Source organism: Mycoplasma sp. 3686h (assembly GCF_056781225.1).
In genome coordinates this window covers 522,040-543,976 of sequence record NZ_CM165562.1, presented here as the reverse complement: position 1 = coordinate 543,976, position 21,937 = coordinate 522,040, and the positions used below count along the sequence as shown (strand labels likewise).

At 28.4% G+C, this 21,937-nt stretch carries 7 protein-coding genes, 1 tRNA gene and 1 riboswitch; of the genes, 4 read left to right on the top strand and 4 right to left on the bottom strand.

What is annotated here, in order from left to right; genetic code table 4:
- Window positions 1–257: 257 nt before the first annotated feature.
- From AC1RP9_RS02350 to pepF, 3 genes are all read left to right on the top strand, one after another.
- Window positions 258–2,531, top strand: a complete 2,274-nt coding sequence (locus AC1RP9_RS02350) for an MSC_0775 family lipoprotein (RefSeq protein WP_481821795.1) — start codon at window positions 258–260, stop codon at window positions 2,529–2,531.
- An 80-nt stretch (window positions 2,532–2,611) separates the two neighbouring features.
- Entirely contained in the window at window positions 2,612–5,389 is a 2,778-nt protein-coding gene (locus AC1RP9_RS02345; protein ID WP_481821793.1) for an MSC_0775 family lipoprotein, read from the top strand.
- A gap of 114 nt (window positions 5,390–5,503) precedes the next feature.
- Window positions 5,504–5,668: riboswitch (Lysine riboswitch) on the top strand.
- A gap of 90 nt (window positions 5,669–5,758) precedes the next feature.
- Complete coding sequence (pepF, locus tag AC1RP9_RS02340; protein ID WP_481821791.1) at window positions 5,759–7,588, top strand: oligoendopeptidase F; 1,830 nt, start codon at window positions 5,759–5,761, stop codon at window positions 7,586–7,588.
- Between the two features lie 179 nt (window positions 7,589–7,767).
- On the opposite strand, the gene AC1RP9_RS02335 is transcribed toward pepF, so the two are convergent.
- The 4 genes from AC1RP9_RS02335 to AC1RP9_RS02320 all read right to left on the bottom strand — a co-directional run bounded on the left by AC1RP9_RS02335 (window position 7,768) and on the right by AC1RP9_RS02320 (window position 12,485).
- Window positions 7,768–8,346, bottom strand: coding sequence for a hypothetical protein (locus AC1RP9_RS02335; protein ID WP_481821789.1), 579 nt, complete (start codon window positions 8,344–8,346; stop codon window positions 7,768–7,770).
- Window positions 8,347–9,252 carry a hypothetical protein gene (locus tag AC1RP9_RS02330; protein ID WP_481821787.1) on the bottom strand — a complete coding sequence of 302 codons (906 nt, stop codon included), beginning with the start codon at window positions 9,250–9,252 and terminating at the stop codon, window positions 8,347–8,349. It lies immediately after the preceding gene.
- A gap of 226 nt (window positions 9,253–9,478) precedes the next feature.
- On the bottom strand, window positions 9,479–12,205 hold the full coding sequence (locus AC1RP9_RS02325; RefSeq protein WP_481821785.1) for an HsdM family class I SAM-dependent methyltransferase: 2,727 nt from the start codon (window positions 12,203–12,205) through the stop codon (window positions 9,479–9,481).
- A gap of 187 nt (window positions 12,206–12,392) precedes the next feature.
- A tRNA-Ser gene (locus AC1RP9_RS02320) sits at window positions 12,393–12,485 on the bottom strand.
- 910 nt (window positions 12,486–13,395) lie between these two features.
- Between AC1RP9_RS02320 and AC1RP9_RS02315 the strand changes: the two genes are divergently transcribed.
- Window positions 13,396–21,930: an AAA family ATPase gene (locus tag AC1RP9_RS02315; protein WP_481821783.1), complete on the top strand. Its 8,535-nt coding sequence runs from the start codon at window positions 13,396–13,398 to the stop codon at window positions 21,928–21,930.
- Window positions 21,931–21,937 lie beyond the last annotated feature (7 nt).

The window sequence follows — 21,937 nt, the reverse complement described above, 5'->3', positions numbered from 1 at the left end:
CCCATTTATCATTCTTTATTGCTTAATAATTTAAGTTAAGAGCAATAAAATTTCACTACATGCACATAAATAAAGTACCAAAATTAATTATTGATGCCAAAATGTGCATTAAATTTTAATTTAAATTTTTAAGCTAATATAAAACTAAATAAGACTTGTATTGAACTAACAATTAATTTATAGTCGATTAATTGTTAAACAAAACATATATGTGCTCTAAAGCACAATCCAAAGAGAGGATTAAGTTAGATAAAACTATGAAAAAATACAGAATATTTAAAAAGTTTATTTTACCAACTTCAGTACTTAGTGGTGTTTCAAGTGCTCTTGTGCTAGCTTCTTGTGCTAGTGTTGAAAACTCTAATCAATTAAAAGCAGACATTACAAGCAATATTTCATCAAGCAATATGCTTGATGAACTTCAAGAAAAATTAAATTTAACTTCTTCAAAAGAATTCTTTAAATTCCCAGAAAATGTGGATGTAAGCAAAATTAGATTTAATGATTTTGTACGTAATAATTACATTGGACAATATATTAATTTTGACCAAAACACCTTAAAAAGCATGCTTAAAAAGCAATTTCCAAACAAAGAAACTTTTATTAACACTTTAAAATTCAAAATTAGATATCACGATATTCGTCAAAATGTTAATAATATCAACCAAACCATTATTCCAATTGATGTTATTCATGATTTAAATAGCGATAAACATTTATATGAATTTAGAACTATTGATTTTACCATTAATAACTTAGGTTCAGCCATTGATCCTAAGTTGGAAAAATTAACAAATAAATTAAATGAATTAACACAATTATTGAACACTAATAAACCAAGCGTATCAGTTAAGGGTGATAAACAAGCAGTCTTAGATGTACTTAAAGACTATCGTTTAGAAGATTTATCAAACGAACAATTAAACCAATTATTTGAAATTAATTTAGCTGATTCAGTTAAAGAAAAAATCAATCAACTTTGAGATGCAGATAAAATTGATACTAACATTTTTGTTAATAATGTTTCATTTGACTCAACCTTAAATCAAGCAATTGTTTCACTTAGAGTTGCAGTTTCAGATGATTCAAGCCAAGTTACTGAAATTCTTAAAGAACGTGAAAACGCTTCCAAACAATTAACCAAAGAACAATTGCTTGAGTTAGTCGGTAAACAATCTAAATTAAACATTGGAACTGATGTTAAAGTTGATTTTAGCTATACCAACACCCCACTTAGTGATTTTTTACTTAACGAACAACTTGCAAGTTTGGTGAAGGTTAATATTAAAGATGGAACTGTAGCTACATATAATTTTAAAACGATGAATTTAAACGATTTTAGCTTTTATAAACCAGAAGCATTTTCAAGTTTAAGTGTTGAAAGTTTTCAAGCTATTGATTCAAGAAACGCACAATTTACTTTTAAAGCCACAGATGCTAAAACTAAGCAAACATACACATTTACCAAACACGTTGGATTAGGAAGATTTGCTGAATTTTTTAAACAAGAATTAGTTGAAGAAAACCAAAAAGCATATAACTTTATCACTGGACCACTTACTAGAGAAGATCTAACTAAAGTTAATGCACAAATTTTCAGTCTTTACGGAAACAAAATTCTTAGTGGTGGATATGATGAATTAAGAGGATTTTATGCTTCTTCACCAAGATACCCATATCAACTTCACTTAGGAGAGGATTATTTAGCGAACGAAAAAACCCCAATAATAGCTCCATACAATGGAGAGATTTTAGGAATTGTTTATCATGATTATGTTGATCAAGCTAAAAATCTTGCTGAAGGAATTGGAACAACACTTTTAATGAGAGTTAAAGTGGCTGATTTAAATCTTTCTCCACGCGAAAAAGAAATGTACTTTAAAGATTCAGAGTACGCTTACATTGGAATGATTCACCTTGATCAAGAACTTACATTTAATAATCAAGAATTAGGAATTAGTTCTGAAAAAAGAGATACCACATCAGGTAAAACTACTACTATAGATACTTATGCAACCGTGCTTGACCCTAAAAAAAATAAACAAGTACCAATCACACCAACCAATCCACTTAAAGTTACCAAAGGACAAACTATTGCTTATATTGGTAAAACTAGCGAAAATGGTGGTTGAATGACACACGTGCATATTGCGGTAACTGCTTCAGGAACTAAAACCTGAAACGAGAACGGATTTTATTCTAAACGAAAAGATTATTATGAATCAAAACTTAAATCATACACTCCTGAAGGTCAAAAATTTAATTGAGCTGGAATTAGAGCTCAAGGTGTTTTAAGCAGTTCAACCGATTTTGCTCATCAAACTAATCCAAAATCTCCAGCGATTGACCCTAAAACCGGAAAAACTCTAACCCCAAAAGCTGACGGTAAAGGTAATTATGAATTTGCTGTTCTTCCGATTCAAGATAAAGAACTTAGAGACGGTTTAAGAGATCCAAACATTTTATTTAAAATTCGTAGTAAAGAAACTTACGCTTTTGATATTGATTCATTATTTAAAATTGAACAATAGTTAACATTAAAGCATCTACATAGATGCTTTTTTGGGTACTTTTTAAAATATAATCAAATAACATGATTGGAATATAAATTATGAAAAAATATAGGATATTTAAAAGATTCATTTTACCAATTTCGGTATTAAGTGGTGTTTCAACAACTCTTGTCTTAGCTTCGTGTACCAGTTCATCAATTGATAATAATAAACCAGTACAAGATGAGAAAAAACCTACTCCAATAACTCAACCTGAGCAACCAAAAACAGAACCATCAACCCCAATAACACCTGCAAAACCTACTCTACCAAAACAAGAAATTAAAAATCCAAATCCAGTTCCAGTTCCTGTTCCTAAACCTTCCGCCCCACAGAAAACAAACATCCATAACCCCAAACCATCAAAACCTCAAGAAACAAAAAATTCCGATCCCATTCCTAAAACTCAAAAACCAGTCCAAGCAAGTAAAACAACTTCTTCAGATGCTCCTTCAAAACCAACTAATACCAATGTATCAAAACCCAATCCAACAATCGTAAATAAAACTAAAGAGTCCGAAAATAGTGATTCAATGAATGAATCACAAAATCAATCGAGCAAACCTATAAACCAGCCTGAGCCTAAACCAGCTACTAACTCAAACACAGGTCCAACTAATAATAATAATAATAATCCTGTTATTAAACCAACGCCATCAACTGTAAATTACAATATTACCCTAACTAATCAAGTTTCATCTAGCAATATTCTTGATGAAATTCAAGCAAAACTTAATCATACTTCTGCTTTAACATTTTTATCATTTCCACAAAATACTAATTTAGCTGATATTGAATTTAATGATTTTGTAAATAACAATTATATTGGTCAACATGTTCAATTTAGTGATTCAGCTCTTAAAAACTTAATTAAACAAACATTTCCAAATTATCAAGCATTAATTGAACAATTAGCATTTAATATTCAACATCACAATATTCGTCAAAACCCTAATAACATTACTCAAACAATTATCCCGATTGAAATTAGTCATACATTAGACAAAAATAAAGGCTTATACGAAAGCAGAATTATTGATTTTGTTATTGATAATCTCGGAACTAATACAAATAATAATTTAAAAACATTAACAAGTAAATTAACCGAATTAACACAATTATTGAGCACAAACAAACCAACTTTAACACTTGGAGAACAAAGTGTTGTTACTGAACTAACTAGCAAATATCAGTTAAGTGATTTATCAAATGAACAGCTAAATCAAATCTTTAAAATTAATTTACCAACCCAAGTTAAGGATAAAATTAATGATTTGTGAACAAATGAGCATATCATTACTAACGTTTTTGTCAATAATGTTTCATTTAATTCAACCTTAAATCAAGCATTAATTTCACTGAGAGTTGCACTTTCAAATAATCAAAACCAAGTGCAAGAAGCAATTAATAAATTAAAGCAAAATGGTCAAACTTCACCAACACAAGAACAAATTATTGCACAAATTGACAATCAATCACAACTCAATATTGGAACAGATGTATCGCTTGATTTTGACTATCACAATACTGCTTTAAGTTCATTTTTACTCAATGAACAATTAGCTAGATTGATTAAGGTCAATATTAAGGATAGTAATTTAGCTGAATATAATTTTAAAAACTTAAATTTAAGTGATTTGAGTTTTTATAAGCCAGAGCAATTTAGTGATTTAAAATTAATTAATTATCAAAGTATTGACGCTAAGAATGCTAAATTTACTTTTAAGATAACAAGTGCAAGCGATTCACAAGAATTTACCTTCACTAAACACATAGGACTTGGCAAATATGCTAATTTTCTACAAAATGATTTTGTAGAAAACAATTTAAAAGCATATAACTTTGTGCTTAACGACTTTACATTACCACAATTAAGTCACGTTAATGAACAATTATTCACGCAGTATGGAACTAACTTATTTAGTGGTGGATATGATGAATTAAGATCGTTTTATTCAAAAAGTCCTTCATATCCATATATTCTCAGTTTAGGTGAAGATTATCTTGCTCCAAGCAAAACACCAATTGTTGCTCCATATGATGGTGAAATTCTAGCAATTGTGTGAAATGATAAGAAGAATGATTCTAAAAATGCTCTAGGATTTGGAACTGCTTTATTAATGAGAGTTAAGGTTGCTGATTTAAACCTTTCACCACGAGAAAAAGAACTTTACTTTAAGGATTCACAATATGCTTATCTTAGTTTTTTACGTTTGGATCAAGAGAAAACATTGAATAATACTGCTTTAGGTATTTCTCAAGCTCAAATTGAACTAGGAAGTGGGAAAACTGCTAGCGTGGATCATTATGCAACCAAATTAGATTCAACTACCAAACAGCAAGTAGCAATCACTCCTAAAACCCCACTTAAGGTAACTAAAGGACAAATTATTGGTTATACTGGCGAATATCGTAAAAATGGTTCATGAATGCCTCAAGTGCATATTTCAGTGATTGCATCAGGAACTAAAAACTGAAATGCAAATGGATTTTATAATTCTAAAAAAGATTATTTTGAAACTAAATTAGATAAATACAATCCAAGCGATCAAAAAACACATAATTGAACATCAATTCGAGTTCCGACTATTGATATCAATTCAAAAGATATCAATCGTCAAAGTGGAGTTGGAAGCAATGCTCCAAAAGTTGATAGTCTTGGTAAAATAGTTAATCCAAAAGAAAACAGTAATGCACAATTCTCATTTACTATTTATCCAATTGCAAAAAATGAAGCTAAAGATGGATTAAGAGACCCAAATATTCTCTTTAAAGTGCGAACCTCAGACACTTTAAGTTTTAAAAATTCGTTTCTAAATAAACCTATTCAATCATAAAAGCATCAAATTGATGCTTTATTCTTTTTGTTTGAAAAAAATCAATTTAGTTTATAATTATCAATGAAAAACAAACAAATGTATTTGTTTAAAGGACAACCTTTAGGTTTGATGCAAAACATTAGAGGAGCTTTTAACATCAGTAACTAATCTAGCAGGCATGCGTAAATTAGTGAAAGGGTATAAAAGCCGAAACATTTTAAAGTGGCAACTTTGAGTGTTGGTAGAAAAACATAAAAGATTTCTACTCTTTGGGTAACCATTGGCGCTAAATATTTGTAAAATTTTGTTAATCATATTTAACAAGGATTTTTGCAACATTTATCGCTTGCAACAATCCTTGTTTTTCAATTTTTGAGGTGTTATACTATGAAGATAAAGCAATATAGTAAATATGAAGATATTCCCAAGCAATATCGTTTTGATTTGGAACATATTTTACAAGGACAAAGTATTGAACATTTAATTGAGCAATACAAACAAGTTTTTGAACAACGAATTGCAATTAAAGATTCTAAATATAATTCACTAGAGCAATATTTAAATGATATTAAGCTTTCTGAACAATTAACCGCTCTAGAATATAGAATTGAAAATTATATATCTAATTACATTTCAACTAACGTGGTTAATGCACAATTTAAAAAGCTAGCTGAAGATTTTGATTTTCTCAATGAACAATTAATGGAACAATTCGGAAGTGAAACCAATCGCTTTTACCAAAATATAGACAAAATGAAAGTTTGAAAAGAGCATGAATCGCTCAAAGAATATAAACATGCAATTGAAAATACCCTTTTAGATTATGAGCACAAACTTTCAGATGAAGTGGAAGAATTTGTTCAAAAGCAAGCCTTTGGAAAATCATCTTTAGCCTCAGTATTCTCTATTTTAACTAATAGTGAATTAGATTATGGAACCATTAAAGATTTAAAAGGAAAAACATACAAACTTAATCCAACTAATCGAGTTGAATTTTTAAAATCTAACGATGCTCAATTAAGAAAACAAGCACATTTTAACTATATTAACGCATTCTTAAAGCACAAAGAATCGTTAGCTTCTCTTTTGTATCAACACTTTAAAAGTATTACTGTTGATGCTAAATTACGTAAATTCGCTAGTGCAACTCAAATGCTTACTTATGGTGATAAAGTAAGTGATGACATTTTACAACGTTTATACCAAGAAGTCTCAAGCAGAAAAAACATTTTTTATAAGTTCAAACAAGCTCATAGAAAGTTTTATCAGCTTAAATTCAAGGAAAAATATCATCCCTGAGATGCACGCAGAGAATTAGTTAAAGTTAAAACCTCTTATTCTATTGATGAAGCTAAAGACTTAGTTGCTCAAGCTTTTAAACCATTTGGAGCTGAATATAATACTCAAATTCATAAAGCTTTAAACGAGAATTGAGTTGATTTTATGCCAGCTCATTCGAAACGTTCAGGAGCATATTCAATTGGTTCATCATACGGTATTGAAAAGAAATACATTTTAATGAACTTTAATGGTGATTTAGAAAGTGTGGAAACATTAGCGCATGAATTAGGGCATTCAATGCACTCATATTTTTCCGACACTCGTCAAAGTATTGCTAATAGCGAATATCCAATTTTTCTAGCTGAAATTGCTTCTATTTTCAACGAATTAATGCTTTTTGATTATTTATTACAACATTCAAATAACGACAAACTCAAATTTCAAATCCTCAATACCATGATTAATGGATTTATCGGCACAGTCATGCGACAAGTCGAATGATCAAATTATGAATATGATTTATATAAAGCAATTGAAGCTGGAAAAGCTTCTTCGAGCTTTAAATCACTCAGCCAAATTTATTTTAATAACAGTAGAAAATATACTTTAATTAAAAACTTTAAATACTCAGAGAAAAATACTTTTGCTTGCATTTATGTTCCGCACTTTTATTACGATTTTTACGTTTATAAGTACGCTATTGGACAATTAGTAGCTAATTATTTCTTTGCTCAATATAAACAAAATGGAGCAAGTGCATTGCAAAATTACATTGAGAATTTCCTTAGTGCTGGTGGAAGTGATGATCCACTTAAAATTTTGGAAAAAGTTCGTGTGGATTTAAATTCAAACAACTTTTATCAACTTGGTTTTAGTTATGTAGAAAAACTAATTACACAATACATTAAGCTTGGTAACAAACTGTTTAAAAAATAAAATAATTATCTTATATAAAATCTCTAAATCTGCAAAAAGGTTCCTCTTTTATTATTGGATTTAGTGATTTTTTTGTTTTAAAAATAATTAGAAAGGTCAAAAAACAAAATCTATATTCACCTAACAACGAACCATTTTAATCAATACCAAACTCAAAGTCACATAGAAATTTAAAATGTTTAATTATTTTTTAAAAGAAAAAAGAGTTCTTGTTTAAAATATTGGATTTGTTTCATTTGATTTAAATTAAGAGTTAATTTATAATTAACTGCATTTCCTGGGTTCATTTGAACCAGTTTTTTCTCATTATTATTAATTTGCACCCAATAACCACGTTTTGTTTTATCGTGCACATATTTAATTTGATTGTTTTTAGATATAATTTGATAAAAAACATCGTTTTGAGTAATTCCAACGCAAATCAAATAATCATAATTATAACTAGGATTAATTCCATTGAATTGAAAGGTTAAATTCTTTTTACCCATCCGTGCAGTTTTGATTTCTAGCAAAATTTTATAAGGATTTTCAATTCAAATATCATATTCATTATGAACTATTTTATCCTCTTTATCATCTTTAAAATTAATATTTCAACTGCTTAAAAGTTGTTTGATAAAACGTTCTCCAATAGTTCCAATCGCATTAGCTTCAAACTCTTGAATTTTTCAAAAGATATTGTTTTTATCTTTTTGATCAAGTTTTTCCTCGATGTATTTAGCTTCAATTACTTTTAACAATAATTCTTTTTCGCTCATTTAATCTTCCTTTTTAAATCCATTATCAAGCAATAGTTCATAAATATGACTTTTTCCAATGTGCCGACATGAATTAGTTGCTAGTGAGCTATAATTGACTCAATCTTGTTGTTGGAATATTCGTTTAATTTTAGCAATTTCTCGGGTTTTAGTAGTATTGATTTTAATCGCAACCCCACTACCATATTTGACATCTTTAAAGTCATAAACTACTTTATTAGTTTTATAAAAAGTTGAAGCTAGATAAAAGTCAGCCTTTTCTTCAAAAATTCATTTTTTCCCACACTCACGGTTTTTTGCGGTCGAAACAGTATACACACTTAAATATTTTGAAAAAGGATTTTTATCTCGTAAACTATATCAATTAAAATTATGAATCTTAGGATTGGTATAGTTTTTTGATCAGATTTGGAAGACACATTTAACATCAACATCTTGTTGGTTAGTAGTGTAAAATGAATTACGAGGAAGCACTTGACTATGAATTAAATTTAAACCATTTACTCGGTAACGAACACTTCCTTTTCCTTTAGATTCAAAGAACATTGGAAGAATAAAACACACAAAATCAGCATTTTTTGAGTAATTAATAAATTCAAGTGCAAGTACACCTCTATGACCAAATGGAGGATTTCCAATAACGATAAAATTATTTTCAGGTAGCTTATATTTTAAATAATCACTCTCGACAACACCATCACGTTGAGGTGCAATATCAATTCCAATTGAACTTTCTTTTGGAAGTAAATCCAAAAAAACTCCCTCTCCGCAACTAGGTTCAATTCAAGTATATTTACTTATATCCTCATATTTAGAGATAATTTGTTTAGTTTTGTTATACAAATCTTGAGCAATTTCAGGTTTGGTAAAGTATTGATCTAAAACGTTTTTATGATTTAATATCATTGTTTTACCATTGACGTATTTCAAACTGTTTCTCATACCAACCCTTTCTAATTGTTTCTACAAAAAAGTATTTTAATTATACCTAAATACTAGTTAATTTTGGACGCACAAACTAAAAGAATAAGAAAACTTATACAGCATAATATCAGTTTGTGCATATAAAAAATCAAGTTTAAAAATTAAAGTGATTATTAAGAATTATCACTTTAATTTTTGTTTTTTGAGATTAAAAAATTTGATCTTTTTTAACGTAAACATTGTTTTTAAGGTTATATTCGTTAATTTTTCCATATGTAATCTTAAAACCATCTAAAAAAACATTCATATCATCAATAATTTTATTTTTGTTATGAAAAATATATTCATATAAATTATCTCTGATTTTAGTGTCTTTAATTCTAAGCACATAAATTGCACTTGAAATATAATACGTATCATCACAAATTGCTATTTTATTGCTATTTGGCATGCTTGAAAGCAAAATATCTCCCTTTTGAGCTAAACGAGTTGAACGGACTTTCTTATTGTTTTGAAGTACAATTTTCCCTTGTTTTAGGTCTGAAATCTCAATGTATTTAATCTTTTCTTTATCTAAATGTTCAATATTAATATCAGGATTAAATTCATCAACAATTGAACCTATCGAGACAAAACCACCCAAAGGAGCTTGAAAGCGTGGATATATTAAATTTGCACTTTGTTCTTTATTTTGAACTAAAATATCTTTAATATTTTTAATAAAAGCATATTTTTGTAACTTTTTCACACTATTAGTGGTAATAAACTCATTAATCATAGGAGAATAATTTAAAACAAGATTATTATTTAAAATACTAATTCCTAGTTTATTTCGATTAGAACTAAAAGAATAACCTAAAAAATTCTTTTCTTCAGCACTAGATTTAAAGACCATTTTTGGAGAATTAATAATCAATAAATCATAATTTAGATTATTTAAATCTTGCTCTATTTTTTGTAAAAATAAAATAATCGGAGAAGTTGTTGTTCCGCTGAATGTCATATCAGCACTTTCGAATAATGAAACAATTTTAAAATGTTTTAACAAGTAATTTCGAGCATGTAAATATTGAGATGCGGTTAGAAATGAACGTGGAAGCACAATTGAAGCGTATCCATTTTCTTTAAGCAATTGCTTAGTGCGCTCAATAAACAAAATCTCAATTTCAGACGCTTTATCGTCTAAAAAAGCTAATAATTCAAAATCTTGGTGATTAATTCCGTTCAGTTTAACGTTTTTCATAAAACCTGAAACCGAATAAGGTGGATTTGCGATAACAAAATCAAAAATATTATTCTCTTTTTCATTTGAATATAGAAAAGTATTTGCATATTCAGACGAATTAAATTTATTAATTCCATCACCGTTAATAATAATTGCATCTCCATCACCGTTTAAAAAGGTTGAAATTTTAGTAGTTTTGGATAAACGATAATCTTTTTCAATAGCTATGATCGCTTGACTAGCTCAGCTAAATGGATTGATTTTATAACTATTAAGTTTTTTAGTAACTGTTTGAGTTGCCTTGATTTTTATAGAGTTAATAAAATCTTGAACATAATCCATATATGCCACAATAAAATGTCCGCTTCCACTAGCATAATCAATCATTTTTGGAATAATTTCATTCTCAGAATTTTGAATGTTACTAAGAATTTTTTGTTTAATAGGAAGTGCATGAATCATAAAATCAACAATTGGCATTGGAGTGAAAAATTGTCCAGCTTCTTGCTTTCATGAAGTGTTTAAAAGTTCTTCAAAGAAATCACCTAAAAATTGGTGTTTATTATTATATTTAAATTTATATTCTTGAAGTAATAAAACTAATTCCTTCAAAATTTGATTATTTTCAGCAAATGTTTTATCATCAAAAACCTCAATAAACGAAAAGGCATTATTCTTTTTTAGTCGTAAATCATCAATCATTTTACGAAGTATCAGATTTTGCTCTGTGTTAGAATTTAGTGATAAAATGCTTTCAATTTGATCGTCTGAATAATCGATAATTTCCTTTTTCATATAAACGTTCATACCTTGTTTGTACAAGTCATTTAGACGTTTTAAAAAACTTAAGTCATCATCTAAATTATCAATATATTGAAAACGTGTTCCGACAATTGTCTGGTTATTAATTTTAAATTGTTTATTTTCTTGCAGTTCGTCAAACACTTTAGCAATAAAAAGGTTAATCATTTTATCAAATGCATTGGATTTATCTGAGACGCTATTTTGACGTAATATAGTTAAAAACTTGTTAAAAATAGTTTTAACACTACTGTGGTCAATTCTTTTTAAATCTTTATATGTGAGAATTTTGAGTTCATAATCATACAAATTATTATTTAGAATAAATTCTGTTTTGTTTCAAATTTTGTTTCAATTATCAAACATTTGCTCCATAGATTCAGCGTTTTTTAGCGAATTATCAATGAAAATATTATAAAAAACGTTAGTATCACTTAGAAAGTTATAACTATAATAACTTCCTACTTTAATATTTTTTTCTTGAAAAAGATAAGTGAAAATTTGTTTAGTATATTTATCATTACTTAGTGAGACATACTTATTTAATTCTCTGAGACTTTTAACTTCAAATAAGTAATAAGGTTTATTGTTTTTTGTGATTAAAACGTCACAATATCCTGAATTTTCTCTTCCTAATTGTCACCTTTTTTCAAGGTGAATATCTTTTAACTTATACCCTTTATCAAGTAATAATGACACTAACATAATTACCGACCAATTCTCTTCTTTACCCAAGTTTGTAATTCTTTCGTGTCCCAGATTATCAAAATTTTCGATAAATCATTTATTTTTAGCAAAGTCAATTACTATTTTATTTTTATTAATATCAAAAACAACCTGATTATCAGTTTGAGTATGATTTGGAAATTTTCTTTTTAATGCATCTAATGCAATTGTTTGATAATCCATATTCACTACCTCTTTTCACGTTTGAACTAAGTTACTTAGTTCTGATTATTTTATTATAAGATAAAAAATCAGTACTTATTTAATATCGTACAAAAACAGGATTTGAAGTGCTTGATTTTTGTGTTTTTGAATTACCTTGAGCAATAAAAAAACTGATATACAATTTATCAGCTTTTGATATTTGGAATGGCGGATGATGGGGGATTCGAACCCCCGCAGGTCGTTAAACCTCTGCTAGTTTTCGAGACTAGTCCCTTCAGCCAGACTTGGGTAATCATCCGTTTTATATTTAATATTTTATCATTATTGAGCTAAAAACGTGAGTAATGAAATTCAGAGCATGTTAGCAAAATTCAAAAAATATAAAAAATATTCAATAAATAATTTTTTTAAGATATCATAGATTATGATTTTGTATACAAAATCATATAAATCATTTTCTTAATTCCTGGAAATTATTCCATAAATTAGCTTTTTTAACTTTTAATTTATTAGAAATATTGTAAAATTTCTTAATATAACTTAAAAAAGTGTAACTATATTTGGATTCTTGGTTAGAATCCAAATAGCTAAAATTTGTTTGATTTTTTATCATCATTGAGTGAAATATTTATTTAATTTTGATACTTTCTTTATAAATAAATAACTAATTTTATTTCATAAACCTAAATCATTTTTTATTAAATTTGTTCAAAAACAAAAGAACAAACATCATTTAATTAATCAATTAAGATCTTAAACTTGTTTTTAAAATACAAAAAAATTCTTTGATGTGAGTTAAAAATTAAGATTACCTCCATTCTTTTTTAATTTAAAGAAATTGTAATTTTTACAAATTGTCATAGAATCAGTCATAAATGACGATTAAAAACAATTATTACCGAATATGTTTTCAATTATTAAGATTTGATTAAATTATTAATTTTTAACTATTTAAATATAAGTATTATTGACTTTTATACCTGTAAAACGTGGTTAGATGATCAATTTTAAATTTATAAATAAATTATTTAATTCCTTTTGATGATTCTGTCTTTGCTTATTACACTTTTTTCTATATATATATATATATAGTGTATAGTTATTTAGATACACTTTTATTTCATATAACTCGAATAGAATATATTTAAAAGTAGTATTCTTACTAAGATAAACAAACATTTAAAAATATTAAATTTTTGGAGATAAATATGAAAAATCAAAGAAAAACAATTATTGCATTAGGTACTGCTGCTGGAATTGCTGGAGCTGGTGCTTTAGTAGCTGCTGGGTTTATGCTTTCGCTTCACAGTAATTACAAAGTCCCACATATTCAAACATATTTCTTTGCTGGACTTCAACAAGAACTTAAAGACAGCCAAGAAAAACTAGATAAATACTCAGTATCAGAAAAAAACAAAGACAATCCTGAAGTAGTAAAAGCTCTTTTTAATGAAATTGATTATGCAAAACAATTGTTAGCTAATGAAAATTCTTCAATTGCTTTAATGCTTAACCAAAGAAATATTCTTAAGCAAGACACTCTTAAAGCATTACTTAGTGTGGTTAAAGATGTTCAAGAAGTTAAAAAACTAGTTGAACAGTATTATTCTTTAGTTAAAGATGTTGACTTTCAAAAGAGCATATCACTTGCTAAAGAGACTGTTTTAAGTGCTTTGAATTCTTCGGATAATACTTCGACTTTAAATAATTTTTATAATGTTGTTGATAAATTTATAAAACGTCAAAATGATTTTTCGTTTGCGCTTGAAACTAAAATTTGAACTGAATTTGACAAAATTGCAAAAAATAGCTCAGAATTACTCACTGCACAAGAAAAAAGTACTCTGCTTTCGACTATTGAACAAATTTTCAACTTACTTGCTCAACCTCAATATTCACGTGATTCATTGATTGAGTATAGCAAACTTTATGATCAAATTGTGCAAAAACTCAGTGTAAGTAAAACTGATGAAAACAAAACTTTAAAACGTTTTTTAGACAATGTCATTAGAGTTAGAAATGAAATTGGTTTGTTAAACGTTAAACAAGAAATTAAAGAGGACTTTTTTGAACGTATTGAAAAATATAAGCAAATGGCCTTAAGTCCTGTTCCAACTCTATCTTTAACTAAAGCTGAAGAAATTTCTTATTTAGATACTTTAGTTAATAATCAACTTGGATCAATTACTAGCGATGAGCTTGATCAAACTAAAAACCTTGAACAATTATCACAACTTCTTCAAGCACTCAAATTAATGAATGTGGACGAAAAGCTTAAAAACTTAATTCTTAAACAAGTGGAACAAATCCAAAAACAAGCTCAAGAACACCCTGAAGAAGTTTTAAATTACATTTCACAAACTAATAATTTACAAAGTTCGATTAAAAACTTACAAGACTTAATCAAAGCTATTAAAGATAAAACTACTCAATATGTTAACGACAAAAGCATCACCCAAGCTGATGCTCAAGCTTTTAATGAACAATTAAACACCATTATTGCTGATCAACACGAAAATATTGATCAATATTTAATAAATTTAAACGACCTTTATAACAAAATTTATGACAATACCTTATTAGGTGCTGTTTTTAAAAATTCCCTTAAAACCCTTAAAGAGCAAGCTATTGTATCATTGGAAAAAGGTTTTGAACTTCCTGGAAGCGATCGAAAAACTCTTACAGAAATTATTAGTTCAATTGATGGTTTAACTAATAATTCTGCTTCGTTAAAAGATTTAAATCAAGCTCTTAGAGTTAAAAGTGACCAAATAAGACAAATTAACCGTGTTGAGTTAAGAAATTTATACAAAGTTGCACTTGGAACCATTAGCGGAACTAGCGTTGCAATTCAAGAAATTAAAGATCGCTTAGCTGAATTAAACACTAAAGCTGCCCCTTTAATTACTGATGATTCAGCTGCTATTCGTGAAGATTTACAATATCTAATCGGGGAATATAAAAAAGAACTTGAATTAGCTAAAATTAGCGATGAGCTCCAAAAAACTTTATTAAAACACGAGCAAATCAAAGAACAAGTGTCAAATATTTTTGGAGGAGAGCAAGGACTTGTTAACTCACCATTTGGAACTAAGTTAATCGAGCAAATTGATGAATTAAAAAAACAAGCTGAAATTGTTTCACGTAATCCAAATCTTACTGAAGAACAAAAGAAAGAACAATTAAAAAATATTCGTGATCAATTAGATAATATTGCTAATAATGCACAAAGCTATAAAGACCTTGAAGCATCAATTGCAGCCGGTGATAGTGCTTTAGCATCTTCACATGGAAAACCAGCTGAACAAGCTTATTTACAAAAAGAAGCTTTAATCATTAAACAACTTCAAAATCAAGGATTTGATGCTTTAAACAATGCTTCAAATGCTAAAAACGTCGATCAAATTGTTGATCAATTAAATCAAGCTATTAAAGATTACAAAGACAAACAAGCAGTTTATCAATCAACTAAAGCTTTAGATGATAAGTTTAAAGAAATTGATGATGTGTTTGCTCCGTATGCTCCACCTGGTAAAAAAACTCCAACTCAACAAAAAATCATTGATCGTTTAAATGAATACAAGGATCAATTATCCAATCCTAATTTAACCAATCCTGAACGGGATGCAATTAATGACAAGATTACTCAATTAATTGATGTAGTTAAATCATTTAAAGACCTTGAAGTAAATAATAATGGATTAAAAGATTTAATCAAAGATACACAATCTTTTGATTTTGCTACTTTTAAACCTGAAAGTGAATATACTAAAGCTACAACCTTAACTAAACAAATTGATGATTATATTATTCAAGCTTTTCAAGCTCCGTTTAATCGTAGTGAAATTGAAACTAAAGTTTTACAAGTTCAAGCTCAAGCAAATACTCTAGCACTTGAAATTTCAGTTGCTTTATTAAAGAAAACTAATGCTCAGATTCAAGCGTTTAAAATCACAGACTCAAACTTAACAACTCAAACACCTTATACTTCAATTAATACTTCAATTGAATCGCTTAATACTAAAACTACAACCTTAATTGCTTCTTCAAGTAAAACTCAAGCACAAGTAGATGAATTAAATAATGAATTAAAAAATTACATTAACCAAGCTAAAGCACTCAAAGCAAGTGCTGATAAACTAGCTCAAGTTTCTGAAGCCACCAATCCATTATCACGCAAACTCTTATTAGATTCAATTACCCAAAAACCAAGTGGCGGAGGAGTTAACGAACCAACTGATAGTTTAATTAATTATGGTGATTCAGTGTCTGTAATTGAGTTTAAAACCCGTATTTTAACTAACGAATTAGCTAAAACCAATACCCGAATTGAAGTTGAAAATAATATTAATAAGCTTAAAAATATTTATGGTAATGATGAAAAAAATCGGGTTATTTTTGATACTGCAATCCAAAATTGAAATTCTAAAATCACTGATTTTACTAATCAATTAAATCAATTCTATTCAAGTCGAGGTGATTTAGAGATTTTACGTGATAATATTGACCTTGAAATTAACCTTGAAACTCAAACTAAAAACGCTATTCAAGCTGATTGAGATAAAGCAATAGCTTTAAAAACTCAATTGCAAAAAGATTACAATCAACGTAAAATGGGAGATCAATTAACTTCAATTCCTAAAACAGAAGAAATTTTTACTGCTTTTGATACTTTAAAAGACCAAAAAGATGCAAATAATAAGTTTACAACCCAAACCCATCAATTGTACGAAAAACTCAATCAACTTCCGCTTGGTTATGCAAAAGATCTTTTTGCTAAAAAATCAAGTGAAATTACTGCTAAATTAACTTCATTTGACACTTATGATTCTTCATTTAAAGATTTATATCCAACTAAATGAAAAACTGGAATTACTCGTTGAGTTAATACTATAAATAAGAAAGTGCAAGCTTTTACAAATTTAGATGATTTATTAAAAATTCAAAATGATTATGCTAAACTTAGTTCAATTGGTTTATTAATTGACCAACTTAAAGATATTTTTGATCTCTTTAATATTACCGAAACTGGTGCAGGTCAAAACAATTATCAAATTATTAATACCCAAAATCCAAATAATCAATTATTTATTCAATTAAGCAATACTAACCATTACACTTCTGACTCAGAAGATGTTTTATACGGAAAAAGTCCAGATGAAACCATTGTCATAAAAAATAGTTTAAGAAATGCATTCTTTGAGGTTGTTGACTTGAAAAAAGCTAAAGCATTTCAAGCTAAAAAAATTAGCGATTATAAAAAAAATATTGAAAACACACTCAATTCAAACACCGATATTGATACTAATTTAAAGACTCAAATCATAGCTAAATTAGACACATTATTAACTCAAAATAATAGTGTTACTGACAGAACTCAATTAGTTTCAATTGACAATGAATTAAGTGATTTAAAATTAAAAGAGCAACATTTTATTGAATTAGCTCGTCAAACCAAACAATCACAAGATTTAGTGAATGCAAACCCTAATGTTCCTGCAAACGAAACAGGTAAGAAATCAATTCTAGATTCAATTAAGACTATATCTGACAATTACTCTGACAATTACTTGAAATTAACTGTACAGCAATTAATTGGTTATGGAAATGATTTACAAGAAAAACGTGAATTATTCGATAACTTTACCACTGTGTACAAAAAAGCAACTACCCAAAAAGCAACCGTTCCTAATTCTTATCCAGATGGAACTGGAACTCATGGAACTGGTGCAGAGGGTAAACAAAAAATGATTGCTTATTATGATAACTTACTCACTATGCTTAACACAGCCCCAGTGACTCGTGCTAAGTTGTTAGATGTATCGTCTTCATTAAGTGCACTAAATAAATTAACCACCCTCCAAATTGGTAAGATTGCTATTCAAGGTACTATCAATCAAGATTCTTCATACCAAAACTTTAACTATGATGGAACCAATAGTGAAAGTTTTGGATTCACCAAAGATGCTCAAACTCTTGCTGATGATATTTTAATGAGCATTCCAAACACAAACCAAACTGCTTTAGATATTGAAAATACTTTATATCCAAACTTAGTTAATTCGTTTGCACATCATAACGATATTTATTCAGCTCGTAAAGGAGCACTGGATTTAATTTACAAAACTGGACAAGTCCAAGCTCAAAAAGGTATTCGTACCACACAAATTGAAATGATTACTAATGCAACAACTAATGCAATTGATTCTCAATTTACAACTTTAAAAAGTAAAGCTGATATGTTTTTCCACACTCAAGCACAAAGTATTAAAGATGCAACTAGCATTTCAGCAATTGATACTGCAATTCGAAGTGTTTCAGAAACTAATGTTTTCTTTCCAAAATATAAACAAATTGCTCAACTAATCGCACAAGCTAAAGCCGCACAAGCTGCAATCAGCAATAATAATGCTAGCGTTCAACAAAATGATAATGTCACTGATTCTATGAACAAGCTGAACGCTGAAATTACCAAAGGTGAAAGATATTACTACAACCAAAAAGATGTTGTTCTTTTAGATAATAATATCTTCTTTTTAAAAACTTATATAGCTCGACTTGAATTAGCGGTACAAGTAGCTAAAGCACTTGATGAATTGGATAGTTTTAATACTACTGAAGGGAATAATGAATATTTAACCAATGATGCTAAAACTCCATTGAAAAAGATTTTAAATACACCGTTTGAACAACTCAAAGCAGATTCTAGTCTTGAAACAGAGGAAAATTACAATCGTTTATTACAACAATACATCACCGGTTCATCGCTTGAATCATATCCAACAGCTTTCTTACATTCAAAACAACTTCAAGCTGCTATATTTAAAGCACAACAATACTTGACTTCATATAAAGCACAATTAGCTAATAATCCACAATATGAACCACAAAATATTAAAGATCTTTACAATGAATTAGAAACTAAAATCACTAATGCTACTACCACTTTAAATGAAAATAATCATAATGAAAATGACAAGTTAGCTAAAGCATCTGAATTGTATAATTCAAATAATGGAGCTTTAGATAAAATTTTCCAAGCTATTAATGATAAAATGCGTGATCGTTTCAATATCCATTTAGCCTTGGATAAATATATGACCACTGCATATATCAACACAAATGCAGGAATTTCACCTAAAATGAATGATTATAAAACTGTTGCACTTGATCCGCTAGAAACTCCGGACACTTCAACTCCGGACAAATTAGTGCAATTAAATACTGCTTATAATAGTGCGATAGAAAAATATAAACAACAAGCTTTAGCTGTTTATAAATGAGAAGCAAACCGTTACAATTCGTTTAATCAAAAACTCTCAGACTATACTAATTTTTTAAACCAAAACAATCTTAATGGAATTGATAAATCTTTAGTTTTAAAAGTTACTGGAATTAGTCAATCTGATTTAGATAGTGCTAGTGCGAAATTACAAGGAACAAGTCCAGACACTCCTTATGCACATGCTATTGAATATATTACTCACCTTACAGGTACTGATTCAGATATTTTAAGTTGATTTGACACTATTAATGTCAACTCAGTCATTCAAGAGCTCCACTCAGTGGCTAATGAATTTTTATCTGATTTTCAAGAAATTGTACTTATTTCATCCGTACCGAATTTATTACTTTCTTGAGCAGAATATAAAGGTATTAATGATGAACTAACACCTTCTAATAGTAATGGTAAAAAAACAGTTGGATATGCTTTACAAGAAATTGGAGCTTTACAAGATGCTAATATTTCTGATAATCGAGGTAAAATTAACTCTGGTTTAAATAATGTCAATCCACAAATTGAACAGCAATTACAAAATGATGTTAATGAAAGTAATGTTGATTTTTCGAGTACAACACCACAAGATATATTAACAAAACGTGCTAATTATTTAAGTAATTACAAAACAATTGTTGAATCAATTGCTAAAATTGAAAAAGGTTTTGAAGCGTTAGTCTTTGGAACTAGTGATACAGATGAACATTCATTGAAAAACTTCTTGCACAAATATTTAATTGGGAATGCTAATTATGCTGGACGAGCAATTTTAGATAATATTTTAAAATACATTGCTGATGCTTCGCAATTAAACCAAACTGGTGCTAATGATAAATTTGCTGTTGTTAAAGAACAGTATAAAAAATTCTCAGATCCAGCTAAGCAAGCTGAAACTGTCTTTGGTCAACTTGATAAAACCACTTCAAGTATTTCAGATATTTTTAGTGCCTTAATTAAAGCGTTCTCAACTACACTTACCCTGAAAGAATGAATGGATATTTCATCAAACGAAAATTTATTCTTTGAATGATTATTTGAGAAAACTCCTGATAATAAATTTAATTTTGAAGATATTCAAATTAGTGATGATGCAATCATTCAACGGACAATCAGAGAATTAAATGATAGTTCCGTTCCTACATCACAAATAGTGATTAATCACATTTCTTATGATGCTAAATTACTCACTAATAATTCTCAACCAGGACTTGTTAATGCTGCATTAGAACATATTTTCAAAAAATTCAACGCTCTTAAAGGAAATGGAACAGTCTTTAATCGTGATAATGTTAAAGTGTACATGTATAAACCACGTAAAAATAATCAAAGTGCACCTGATATACCATACATTAAACAAGCTAATATTTCTGATCCATTAATTCGTAGAGGATATATTAATCTTTATTTTGAATTTAATTTACCAACAAGTACAGTAACTCAAGATAATAGTGCTTTTAATGACGTAAAACCTTTTGGAATTAAGTTTGAAAATGTTGGAATTACTTTTAAAACTTTAGATATTTTTGTTATTGATAAAGAAAATATTAAAAACGAAAAAGCATTAGATCAACCACTTTTTACCGCTGAAGAAGCTGGATGAACTAACTTACAAGCTCCATATTTTTTAGCTGATGCATTTACTCGCTATTCAACACTTAAAAAAGCAACCTCTAATTCTGATAAAGATTACTTTGTAGATTATGTTACTTCAGGTAATAATGCTGGTTCTAATCCACCATCAGGTCCAATTAATCCTGGGACTCCAACATTAACTGCATTCCAAGATTCCCCTGATGAATTTAAAGTTAAAGTTCGCTTAGAAAAACCGTTCAAGGGATATAAACAAATTCGAGATTTTATTTTCTGAAAAACCCTAGACCCAAATGTTACTAGTGGTGAAAATGTTCAATATCAAGAAAGCACCAGGTATCGTCGTTCAATTCTAAATGACCATGACAATAATTTATCTAATTGAGATAGTTTATATCAATATAAATATCAAGCACAAAAAGACCAAGACAAAAACATAGTCTTTTTACCACTTGTAATTGGAATCCCGGTTCAAAATGAGAAAACTAAAGAAAATGAATTTATGGTTTTATCATGACAAATTGTTAATCGATTTAGTTCAAATCTTGTTAATAGCAAAGAAAATATTTCACTTGGAAGTGATGCTGTATTACGTCATGTCTTTGTTTTTAAACGTTCAGGTACCGGAATATTATCCGATGCAACTCAACAAGATCTTAAATTTTATCAACACGTAATGAATAAAATCAAATATCGTGACTTAGTTGGATTAAGTTTTGATGATTTACATGAATCTGAATTATGAAACAAAGATCGATTAATTGACAAAGATAATACCGTCATTCAACCAGTTGGTGGAGAAGGAATTGGAACAGATGAATTCTATCAAGCAATTGGTAATGGAGTATTTAATATTCAATTTAAACTTCATTAGTAAGGAG